The organism is Nocardia sp. NPDC004582 (assembly GCF_053602115.1).
In genome coordinates, this window is record NZ_JBSGCY010000183.1 from 1 (window position 1) to 11,067 (window position 11,067).

Below are 11,067 nucleotides of genomic sequence, written 5' to 3' on the forward strand. Positions count from 1 at the left end.
CCGCCGCCGATCTGGGCGTCCGCCTCGGGCCGGAGCCGCGGTGATCGGGCCGCGGGCCCCGGGCCGGTCCGGAAGGGCTCAGCGGGCGCTGTGCGCGCGGTCGCCGAGGGAGCGCAGGAATTCCCAGGTGTCGGAGACGATCTCGTCGAGATCGGTGTGCTCGGGCGTCCAGCCGAGTTCGGCGATGGCCTTGGCGCTGGAGGCGATCAGCACGGCCGGGTCGCCCGCCCGGCGCGGGGCGTCGACCGCGTTGATCGGCAGGCCGGTCACCCGCGCGCAGGCCGAGATGACCTCGCGCACCGAGAAACCGGTGCCGCTGCCCAGATTGAAGATGCGATGCGCACCCGGCCGCGACTGCTCGAGCGCCTTCAGATGCGCCTGCGCCAGATCACGGATGTGGATGTAGTCGCGCACCGCGGTGCCGTCCGGCGTCGGGTAGTCGGTGCCGAACACCGAGATCGACTCACGATGACCCAGCGCGGTCTGCAATACCAGGGGGATGAGATGGGTTTCCACCACACGGTTCTCGCCGAGCCCGGCGTACGCGCCGGCCACGTTGAAGTAGCGCAGGCTGGTCGCGGCCAAGCCGTGCGCGGCCGCGTACGAGGTGATCGCGTGGTCGATGGACAGCTTCGACGCACCGTAGGGGTTGGTCGGCGCTTTCGGAGCGTCCTCGACGATCGGCACCTGCTCGGGCTCGCCGTACACCGCCGCGGTGGAGGAGAACACCAGTTTCGGTGTGCCCGCCGCGCGCATGGCCTCGAGCAGGGTCAGGGTCTTGACCACATTGCCGTGCCAGTACTTCTCCGGCGCCACCACCGATTCGCCGACCAGCGACTGGGCCGCGAAATGCAGCACTCCGTCGAAGGATTCGGTGGCGATCAGCTCGGCGCCGACGGTGGCGATATCGCCCTCGACGAACTTGGCTCCGGCCGGGACGCCGTCGGCGTTGCCGGTGGACAGATCATCGACGACCACGACCTCGTGGCCGTCCTCGAGCAGAACCTGCGCGCACACGCCACCCACGTAGCCGGCGCCGCCAGTTACCAGAAGCTTCACGGATCAGACCAACTTCACCTGGACGGCGTGCGCCATCTCGTCGGACAGTTCGAATCCCTCGTGCCCGGGCACCGAGATGACCACCGCGCCCGGCTTGTTCTCCACGGTGACGCGGGCGTCGGGCACCACCCCGGCCTGGCGGAGCTGGTTGATGGTCTCCGGGTCGGTCTGGATGTGCTCGGACAGCCGGCGCACGACCACGGCCTGGGACTGGCCGGCGGGCAGGTCGCTGAGCCGGACCAGCTTCTCCTCGGACCCGGCGGCGGGATCGATGCCCAGTTCGTCCAGGCCCGGAATCGGATTGCCGTAGGGGGAGGTGGTGGGGTGGTTGAGCACCTCGACCAGGCGGCGCTCGACCTCCTCGCTCATCACGTGCTCCCAGCGGCAGGCCTCGGCGTGCACGTTCTCCCAGTCGAGACCGATGATGTCGACCAGCAAACGCTCGGCCAGCCGGTGCTTGCGCATCACGGCAACCGCCATGGCGCGGCCCTTCTCGGTCAGCTCGAGGTGGCGATCACCGGCGACGTTCAGCAGACCGTCGCGCTCCATCCGCGCGACCGTCTGGCTCACCGTCGGGCCGCTCTGCTCGAGGCGTTCGGCGATGCGCGCACGCAGCGGCGTGACACCCTCCTCCTCGAGGTCGTAGATGGTACGGAGGTACATCTCCGTGGTGTCGACCAGATCCTTCACCTGTTAAACCCCTTCGTCGGCACGAATTCTACCCATGCACGGCGGCTGCACCGGGCGACAGCTTATTTCGCGAACGCACGGTCAACAGCCAGGACGGGCAGCGTGTTCCCAGCAGGTTTGCTCGGTGGCAGCCTGCCATCCCGGTACGACAGCCCGGCGGGCACCGCGGTGTGCCAAGCCTACGAACCGGCGCGACGCATTAGCGTGGCAGGTATGCCTGGCCGAGCTGGTGGTGAACCGAACCTCGCAGTGGATGGAACGGTCGTGTGGACCGATCGATTCCTCGACTACACCTGGACCCCCGAGCACCCCATGCGCCCGGTGCGCCTGCAGTTCACCATGGCGTTGGCCGAGGGACTGGGCCTGCTCGACGGAGTGGAGCAACTCACACCGGACGCCGCCGGTGAATCGGAACTGCTGCGCGTGCACACCCACGACTACATCGAGGCGGTCAAACACGCCCGGCAACCGCTGGGCGCGGTGCCCACCGCCCCGCCACACGGCCTCGGCTCCGCCGACAACCCGGTCTTCCCGCACATGCACGAGGCGGCGTCGGTCATCGTGGGCGGCACGCTGGCCGCCGCGCGGGCGATCGCGGCCGGGCACACCCGCCGGGCGGTGAGCATCGGCGGTGGCATGCATCACGCCATGCCGGACTCGGCAGCGGGGTTCTGTGTGTACAACGATGTAGCGGTGGCGATTTCGTGGTTGCTCGACAACGGTTTCGACCGCATCGCCTATCTCGATGTGGACGTGCACCACGGTGACGGGGTACAGCGGGTGTTCTACGGGGACCCGCGGGTGCTGACGGTGTCCATCCACCAGCACCCGGCGACCCTGTGGCCCAATACCGGCTGGCCGGAGGAGACCGGCATGGGCGCGGCCGAGGGCACCGCCATCAACCTGCCGATCATGCCCGGCACCCGGGATTCGCTGTGGCTGCGCGGTTTCCACGCGGTGGTGCCGGGCGCGCTGGCGGCGTTCCGGCCGCAGATCGTGATCAGCCAGTGCGGTGTCGACACCCACCGCGAGGACCCTCTCGCGGATCTGGAACTCAGCATCGACGGTCAGCGCGCCGCCTTCCTGGCCATGCGTGAGCTCGCCGACCGGTATGCCGAGGGCCGCTGGCTGGCCGTCGGCGGCGGTGGATACGGCCTGATCCGGGTGGTGCCACGGGCCTGGACCCACCTGCTGGCGACCGCCCTGGACCGCACCATCGATCCGACCACCCCCACCCCGCCGCACTGGCGTGAGCTGGTCGGCCGGTACGCGCCCATGGTGGCGGTACCCGAGACCATGGGCGACGGCGCCGACACCTCGTTCGCGCGCTGGGACGGCCCCGGCGGCGGCCGCGACACCGGCGACGAGCGCGTGGACCGCGCCCGCCGGGCCCTCGACACATCCGTATTGGCAACGCGCCGGGCGAGTTTCGGCCTGCTCGGCCTGGATCCGGAGGATCCCCGTGACTGACCCCTCCCACTCCGCCGACCCGGCCGCCGTGTCCGGCAACGGCAGCGCGCCCCCGGCGCCGCTGCCACCCGACACCCCCGGCACACCGGTGAACCCGCCTCCGCCGCCGGAACATTGGTTCGCCGACGTGCTGGCCTCCGATGGCGGCGTGGTCGGGCTGCGGCCCATCACCCCCGACGATGCCCAGGCGCTGGAGCGCTTCCACACCGCGCTCTCCGACCGCACCCGCTACCTGCGCTACTTCGGGCCGTATCCGCGGATGACGCCCAAGGACCTGTACCGGACCACGCACGTGGACTATCGCGACCGGGTCGGGCTGGTGACCGAACTCGGCGACGAGATCATCGCGGTGGGCCGCTACGAGTACCTGGCCGACCGGCCCGGGCCGCGCGCAGCCGAGGTGGCGTTCGTGGTCGCCGACGAGCATCAGGGCCGCGGACTGGGCTCGATCCTGCTCGAACACCTCGCGGGCGCGGCCGCCGAGAACGATATCGAGACCTTCGTGGCCGAGGTGCTGGCCGAGAACAACGCCATGGTGCAGGTGTTCCGCGACGCCGGCTATCAGGTGCAGCGCAGCCGCGACGGATCGGTGCTGCACCTCGAGTTCGCGATCGACCCGACCGAGGCGCTGCTGTCGGTGCGGGATTCGCGCGAACGGGCCTCCGAGGCGCGCAGCGTCGGGAACCTGTTGTCGCCCAAGTCCATCGCGGTGATCGGGGCCACCCCCTCGACCAGCCGGGTGGGCGGCGCGGTGCTGGCCAACCTGCTCTCGGGGGCCTATCAGGGGCCGGTGTTCCCGGTGAACCGGAACCGCACCGCGGTGCGCGGTGTCCGCGCCTATCCGACCGTGCGCGACATCCCCGACGAGGTCGATCTGGCCGTGATCGCGGTGCCCGCCACCGAGATCGGGTCGGTGCTCGACGACTGCATGGCCAAGGGCGTCAAGGGCCTGGTGGTGCTGACCGCCGGATTCTCCGAGACCGGGCCGCACGGCTATCAGGCCGAACGCGACCTGGTCGACGCCGCGCGGGCGCACGGCATGCGGGTGGTGGGTCCGAGCGCGCTCGGCATCGCCAACACCGATCCGGCCATCGCGTTGAACGCCACCCTCGCGCCGGTGCTGCCCGGGCGCGGGCGGATCGGATTCTTCTGCCAGTCGGGCCCGCTGGGCGCGGCCATCCTCGGCGAGGCCGCGGCCCGCCAGCTGGGGCTGTCCACGTTCGTGTCCGCCGGCAACCGCGCCGACGTCTCCGGCAACGACCTGCTGCAGTACTGGGACAGCGACCCGGACACCGATGTGGTGCTGCTGTATCTGGAGACCTTCGGCAATCCGCGCAAGTTCTCCCGCATCGCGCGCCGGGTGGCGCACACCAAACCCATTGTGGCCGTGAACAGCGGCCGCAACGCGGCGCGGGTGGACGGGGACCAGGATCTGGATCGCTCGCTGGTGCGCAACCTGTTCGCGCAGGCCGGGATCATCCAGGTCGATTCCATCACCGAACTGTTCGACTGCGCCATGCTGCTGGCCTATCAGCCGCTGCCGGCGGGGCCGCGGCTGGCGGTGATCGGCAACAGCGCCGCGCTGAGCTGGCTGGCCGTCGACGCGGCGCGCGGTGAGGGGCTGACCGTGGACGAGCCCACCGATCTCGGCCCGCAGGCCGGTCCCGCGGACTACCTGACCGCGGTGGCCGCCGCGACCAGCGATCCGGCGGTGGACGCGGTGATCGTCATCTACTCGCCGCCCGTGCCCGCGGCCGTGGCCTCCTTCGCCGAGGCGATTCGCGCGGGCGCGCAATCGGATCCGGCGACCCCGGTGCTCACCACCTTCGTCGCCGATCAGGGCATGCCGAACCTGCTCGCCACCCGCGGGCTGGGCGGCATCCTCGAGCGCGGTTCCATTCCCTCCTATGGCGATCCGGAGCGGGCGGCCCGCGCGCTGGGGCGGGCGCGGCGCTACGCCGAGTGGCGCACCCGGCCGCTGTCGCCGATCGCCCGGCCCGGCGGCGCCGACACCGCGCGGGCGCGGGAGCTGGTGGCGCGGTGGATGTCCGGCGAGGACGCCGGGTGGCTCACCGATCTGCAGGCCGCGGAACTGCTGGGCTGCTACGGCATCGACGTGGTCGAGTTCCGGGAGGTGCGCGACGCCGACGCCGCGGTGGCGGCCGCCGAGGAACTGGGATTCCCGGTGGCGGCCAAGGCCACCGGGGAGATCTGGCGCAACCGGCCCGATCTCACCGGCGTGCGACTGGACCTGTGGCGACCCGACGCGGTGCGGCGGGCCTTCACCGATCTGGCCGAGATCTCCGGCAATCCGGTGCACATCCAGCGCATGGCCACCAAGGGCGTGGGCTGCACCTTCCGGGTGCAGGACGACCCGTCGTTCGGTTCGGTCATCAGTTTCGGCCTGTCGGGCACCATCATCGATCTGCTCGGCGACCGGGTGTACCGGGCGCTGCCGCTGACCGAGGCGGAGTCGGCCGAGCTCATCGACGCGCCCCGGGCGGCCCCGCTGCTGTCGGGCACCGTGGCCGGCCGCGATATCGGCAAGCCGGTCGACAAGGACGCGCTGGCCGAACTGGCGCAACGGATCTCGGCGCTCTGCGACGACCTGCCCGAGGTGCGAGAGTTGCAGTGCGAACCGGTGCTGGCCTCGCCCGACGGTGCGGCGGTGCTGTACACGCGGGTGCGAATCGGGCCGGAACCCAACCGGTTCGACATCGGGCCGCGCCGAATGGGTTGATCAGTAGCCGAACTCGGAGAGGTGAACGTAGTGCAGGCGAATCAGATCGAGACAGCGACCGCGCCGCTGCGCGACGACATCAGGTTCCTCGGCGGCGTTCTCGGGGACACCATTCGCGACCACGAGGGCCCGGAGATCTTCGACCTGATCGAACGGGTCCGGGTGGAGGCGTTCCGGATTCGCCGCTCGGAGGTGGAGCGCAGCGCGGTCGCGGACATGCTGCGCGATGTCGACATCCGCACCGCCATCCCGGTGATCCGCGCGTTCAGCCACTTCCTGCTGCTGGCCAATCTGGCCGAGGACCTGCAGCGCGATCGCCGGCGCGCGGTGCACGTCGCGGCCGGCGAGCCGCCCCAGGACTCCAGCCTGGCCGCCACCTACCGCAAGCTCGACGACTACGGGCCCGACGGGGCGGTGGTCGCCGATCTGCTGTCGGACGCGCTGGTCTCGCCGGTCATCACCGCGCATCCGACCGAGACCCGGCGGCGCACCATCTTCGACGTGCAGCGGCGGATCACCGACCTGATGCGGCAGCGGCAGCGCTACAACAAGTACGAGCCGGAGTTCGCCGAGCTCGAGATCGACATCCGCCGCCAGGTGCTGCAACTGTGGCGGGCGGCGCTGATCCGGCTGGCGCGCTTGCGGATCCAGGACGAGATCGACGTGGGGCTGCGGTACTACGAACTCACGCTGTTCGACGTCATCCCGCGCATCAACGACCAGGTGCGGGCCGCGCTGCGATCCCGCTGGCCGGAGCACGAGCTGCTGGCGCGGCCGATCCTGCGGCCCGGCTCGTGGATCGGCGGCGACCGCGACGGCAATCCCAATGTGACCGCCGACGTGGTGCACCGCGCCACTCACCGCGCGGGCACGGTGGCCTTCGAGCGGTATCTGAGCGGGCTGGTCGAACTGGAGAAGACGCTGTCGCAGTCGGCGCGGCTGGTGCCGGTGACGACGGAGCTGGCGGCGCTGGCCGATGCCGGATTCGACGAGTCGCCACAGCGGGCCGACGAGCCGTACCGCCGGGCCGTGCGCGCGATCCGGGCCCGGCTCAGCGCCACCGCGATCCGGGCGCTGGGCGAGATGCCCCCGGACGGCATCGATGCCGGGGCGCGGCCCTATGCCGGGCCGGGGGAGTTGCTGGCCGACCTGGACGTGGTCGACGCGTCCATGCGGGCGTCCGGAGACGGACTGCTGGCCGACGATCAGCTGGCCTCGGTGCGATCGGCCGTGGAGACCTTCGGATTTCACCTCCAGGGCCTGGACATGCGCCAGAACTCCGAAACCCACGAGCAGGTGGTGGCGGAGCTGTTCGCCTGGGCCGGAGTGCATCCCGATTACGCCTCGCTCGGCGAGGAGGAGCGGGTGGCGCTGCTGTCGGCCGAATTGACCACGCGCCGACCGCTGGTCGGGCCCACCGCGCGGCTGAGCGAACTGGCGGCCAAGGAGCTCGCGGTGGTGCGCGCCGCCAAGACCGCACTCGACGATCTGGGCCCGGATACCGTGCCCAACTACATCATCAGCATGTGCACCTCGGTCAGCGACATGCTCGAGGCCGCCCTGCTGCTGAAGGAGGCGGGCATCCTCGATCCGGGCGACACGGACACCGCGCCGTCCAGCCCGGTCGGGGTGGTGCCGCTGTTCGAGACGATCGACGACCTGCGCCAGGGCGCCGACATCCTCTCGGCCGCACTGGAAGTGCCCGCCTATCACCGCCTGGTCGCCGCGCGCGGCATGCAACAGGAGGTCATGCTCGGCTACTCCGACTCCAATAAGGACGGCGGGTATCTGGCCGCGAACTGGGCGCTGTACCGCGCCGAGCAGAACCTGGTGGACGTGGCCCGCAAGACCGGAATCCGGTTGCGGCTCTTCCACGGTCGCGGCGGCACCGTCGGCCGCGGCGGCGGCCGCAGCTATGACGCCATCCTGGCCCAGCCCGCCGGGGCGGTGCGCGGCGCGCTGCGGCTGACCGAACAGGGCGAGGTCATCTCCACCAAGTACGCCGATTCCGGTACCGCGTACCGCAATCTGGAGGCGCTGGTCGCGGGCACCCTGGAATCCACGCTGCTGGATGTGGAGGGGCTGGGCGCGGAGGCCGAGCCGGCCTACGAAATCCTCGACGAGCTGGCCGAATCCGCGCGCATCGCGTACTCGAAGCTGGTGCACGAGACCCCGGGCTTCGTCGAGTACTTCCGGGCCTCGACGCCCGTGGCCGAGGTCGCGGACCTGAACCTGGGCAGCCGCCCCGCCTCGCGCAAACCCACCGACTCCGTCTACGACCTGCGCGCCATCCCGTGGGTCATGGCCTGGAGTCAATCGCGGGTCATGCTGCCCGGCTGGTACGGCACCGGAACCGCGTTCGAACAGTGGATCGGCGACGACGCCGAGCGCCTGGCCACCCTGTCGGACCTGTACCGGCGCTGGCCGTTCTTCAACACGGTCATGTCCAACCTGGCCCAGGTGATGGCCAAGGCGGATATGGACATCGCCGCCCGCTACGCCGACCTGGTGCCCGATGCGGCCTTGCGCGACACCGTCTTCGGCATGATCTGCGACGAGTTCACCCGCACCGCGCGCATGCACGCCGCCATCACCGGCACGGACGAACTGCTCGCCGACAACCCGGCCCTGGCCGAGTCCATCCACAACCGGTTCCCGTACCTGGAACCGCTCAATCAACTCCAGGTCGAGCTACTCCGCCGCCGCCGCGCGGGGGACACCTCCGAACTCGTCGAGCGCGGCATCCTGCTCACCATGAACGGTCTCGCCACCGCGCTGCGCAACTCCGGTTGATCGATCCAGCGACGCCGCCCCGGAAACCTGGGGCGGCGGGCTCCCACACGATCACGATGACCCAAGGGCCGCAGTCCGCGTCGCAGACGTCGCGGTGGCCGCCACGACGTCCGGCGCGCACACCCTGGATCCGGGGATCTATGGCTGTGACGGTGCCGGAAGCATCGGTACGGGGAGCTTCGGGTTGTGAGCGCGGCCTTCTCTGGGGCCGAGGGCCGGGGTTTGACGCGTAGGTAATTTCCTACCTATTGTGATCGGGTGCCCTACCGCTTGAAATCCGGAGACGCCGATCGTGTGTTCGGCGCGCTGGCCAACCCGACCCGGCGCGACATCCTCGACCTGCTGCTCGCGGGCGAGCAGTCGGTGCAGGTGATCGCCGAGCGCTTCGACATGGCACGGCCCAGCGTCTCGGAGCATCTGAAGGTGCTGCGGGACGCGGGTCTGGTGACCGAGGACAAGCGTGGGCGGCAACGGTTCTACCGCGTGGAACCGAACCCCTTGCACGACGTGCAGTCCTGGCTCGATCCGTTCGAACGGTTCTGGCGGGCCCGGCTGCGTGACCTGGGTGCGGTGCTCGACGCCATGCCCGACCAGCCCGACGATCCCGACGAGAAGGACCGATGATGACCGAGGACCGCACCAGGATCGAACTCGACCAGTTCTATCCGCATCCGCCCGCGAAGGTGTGGCGGGCGCTCACCACCCCGGAACTCATGGGGCAGTGGATGATGCGGCCCGCCGGGTTCGAGCCGGTGGTGGGCACGGTCTTCGAGATGACCACCCAGCCCATGCCCGGCCAGAACTTCTCCGGCGAGATCCGCGGCCGGGTGCTCGAGGTCGTCGAGCCCGAACTGCTCACCCTCACCTGGAGCGACGCCAAGGCCGAGCGGGAGACGGGCTGGGTGATCAGCTGGACCCTGCGTCCCGAGGGGCACGGCACCCGAGTCCTGTTCAGCCACAGCGGTTTCGACCCCGAGGACCCGGTCATGCAGCGTGCCCGCGGCATCATGGGCGGCGGCTGGCAGGGCATGCACGACCGGCTCGGTTCGGTCCTGGCCGCCGCCTGACCCGGCTCAGGCCCGGAATTCGGTGAGGTGGTCGCGCACCCAGTCGGCATAGGTGCGGGGCGCCCGGCCGAGGACCTGCTCGACGTCGCCGGTGACGATGGCGTTCCCGCCGTCGCGGACGAACGCCTGACCGGCCAGCGCGCCTTCCGCGTACTCCTGGGACATGCCGGACTCGAGCATGAATCCGCGGGCCACCGTCAGGGGGATGTCGGTGACGTCGATCGGGCGGTCCAGCGCCGCCGCCAGCACGGTGGCCTGGTCGTGGGTGGTCAGCGCCGCGGGACCGGTGAGGGTGTAGATCCGTCCCGCATGGTCGTCGGAGAGCAGGGCTTCGGCCGCCACCGCCGCCACATCGCGCGGATCGACCACGCCCTGTGCGCCGGCGCCGGTCATGTTCGGGACCGGCTGACCGGCCTGGATCGGCGTACTCCAGCTGCGCGTGTTGGAGGCGAAACTGCTGGGCCGCAGGATGGTCCAGGCCACCGCGCTCTCGCGCACCGCCTGCTCGCCGGGCATATGCCAGGTGCCGACCCGGCCCAGCTCGGGATCCCCGGTGCCGATGGCGGACAGTTTCACCAGACGACGCACCCCGGCTTCGCGCGCCGCCGCGACCAGCGCCCGATCCAGTTCCACATAGTCGGGGCCGAGCAGCCCGACCAGGAATGCCGCTTCGGCGCCGGCGAAGGCGGCGGCCATGGACTCGGTGTCGGCGTAGTCGCCGCGCGCCACCTCGACTCCTTCCGGGACCCGCGCCTGCTCCGGATTCCGGGTCACCGCACGGACTTTCACCTCCCGCGCGGCCAGCAACCGGACGACTTCACTGCCGATGGTGCCCGTGGCACCGGTGATAACGATCATGTCCATCACCCTGCCGCCGGGCCTGGCCGGCGGGATAGGAAAAACCGGCACAGCCGGACCGGCCGCCGCTGCCTAGAGTGGATTCGGTGACCACCGCGCAAACCCTGGCTCCCGTCGTGTCCGCCGAGGACCTCGAGCGCCGTACGCCGCCGCCCGCCGGGCTGCGCCCCTGGATCGCCGAGATAGCCCACATCCCGACCGTCGATCCCGGGCAGGTCGCCTTCAGCCACTTGCCGATGGCCGCCACCTCGATCGTGTTGCGCCGCGAGGCATCCGGCCGCCGCGACGCCTGGGTGGTGGGCCCGCGCACCCGAGCCACCTACGCCCACCCGGAGCGCCCCGCGACTTCTTCTACACCGTCCCGCTGGCCCCCGGCGACCGCATCCTGAT

The 11,067-nt window shown here is 70.7% G+C and carries 9 protein-coding genes; 6 read left to right on the forward strand and 3 right to left on the reverse strand.

What is annotated here, in order from left to right:
• Positions 1-78: 78 nt before the first annotated feature.
• Both galE and ACWELJ_RS30920 read right to left on the reverse strand, forming a co-directional pair.
• A complete protein-coding gene (gene galE / locus ACWELJ_RS30915) occupies positions 79-1,059 on the reverse strand; it encodes a UDP-glucose 4-epimerase GalE (RefSeq protein WP_452369631.1) in 981 nt (326 codons plus the stop codon).
• A 3-nt stretch (positions 1,060-1,062) separates the two neighbouring features.
• On the reverse strand, positions 1,063-1,749 hold the full coding sequence (locus tag ACWELJ_RS30920) for an iron dependent repressor, metal binding and dimerization domain protein (RefSeq protein WP_452369632.1): 687 nt from the start codon (positions 1,747-1,749) through the stop codon (positions 1,063-1,065).
• 213 nt (positions 1,750-1,962) lie between these two features.
• Between ACWELJ_RS30920 and ACWELJ_RS30925 the strand changes: the two genes are divergently transcribed.
• The 5 genes from ACWELJ_RS30925 (at position 1,963) to ACWELJ_RS30945 (ending at position 9,819) form a co-directional block, all read left to right on the forward strand.
• The gene (locus ACWELJ_RS30925; protein WP_452369633.1) at positions 1,963-3,219 is read left to right on the forward strand and encodes an acetoin utilization protein AcuC; all 1,257 of its coding nucleotides are present in this window, start codon (positions 1,963-1,965) and stop codon (positions 3,217-3,219) included.
• A gap of 28 nt (positions 3,220-3,247) precedes the next feature.
• Positions 3,248-5,959, forward strand: a complete 2,712-nt coding sequence (locus ACWELJ_RS30930; RefSeq protein ID WP_452369639.1) for a bifunctional acetate--CoA ligase family protein/GNAT family N-acetyltransferase — start codon at positions 3,248-3,250, stop codon at positions 5,957-5,959.
• Positions 5,960-5,989: 30 nt separating this feature from the next.
• On the forward strand, positions 5,990-8,752 hold the full coding sequence (gene ppc, locus ACWELJ_RS30935; protein WP_452369634.1) for a phosphoenolpyruvate carboxylase: 2,763 nt from the start codon (positions 5,990-5,992) through the stop codon (positions 8,750-8,752).
• Between the two features lie 258 nt (positions 8,753-9,010).
• Positions 9,011-9,376 (forward strand): ArsR/SmtB family transcription factor, encoded by a 366-nt coding sequence (locus tag ACWELJ_RS30940; RefSeq protein WP_452369635.1) that lies wholly within the window; start codon positions 9,011-9,013, stop codon positions 9,374-9,376.
• A complete protein-coding gene (locus ACWELJ_RS30945) occupies positions 9,376-9,819 on the forward strand; it encodes an SRPBCC family protein (RefSeq protein ID WP_452369636.1) in 444 nt (147 codons plus the stop codon). The genes ACWELJ_RS30940 and ACWELJ_RS30945 overlap by 1 nt, the downstream gene beginning before the upstream one ends.
• A gap of 6 nt (positions 9,820-9,825) precedes the next feature.
• Here the strand turns inward: ACWELJ_RS30945 and ACWELJ_RS30950 are convergent, their stop codons facing one another.
• Entirely contained in the window at positions 9,826-10,677 is an 852-nt protein-coding gene (locus tag ACWELJ_RS30950; RefSeq protein WP_452369637.1) for an NAD(P)H-binding protein, read from the reverse strand.
• An 86-nt stretch (positions 10,678-10,763) separates the two neighbouring features.
• Here ACWELJ_RS30950 and ACWELJ_RS30955 point away from each other — a divergent pair, with 86 nt between their 5' ends.
• Positions 10,764-11,066, forward strand: coding sequence for a hypothetical protein (locus tag ACWELJ_RS30955; protein ID WP_452369638.1), 303 nt, complete (start codon positions 10,764-10,766; stop codon positions 11,064-11,066).
• Position 11,067: the final 1 nt, after the last annotated feature.

What these genes read in the sequence shown, in the direction of transcription:
- ACWELJ_RS30945 (WP_452369636.1), top strand. Translation starts at nt 9,376, where the DNA reads ATGACCGAGGACCGCACCAGGATCGAACTCGACCAGTTCTATCCGCAT.
- ACWELJ_RS30950 (WP_452369637.1), bottom strand. Translation starts at nt 10,677, where the DNA reads ATGATCGTTATCACCGGTGCCACGGGCACCATCGGCAGTGAAGTCGTC.
- ACWELJ_RS30925 (WP_452369633.1), top strand. Translation starts at nt 1,963, where the DNA reads ATGCCTGGCCGAGCTGGTGGTGAACCGAACCTCGCAGTGGATGGAACG.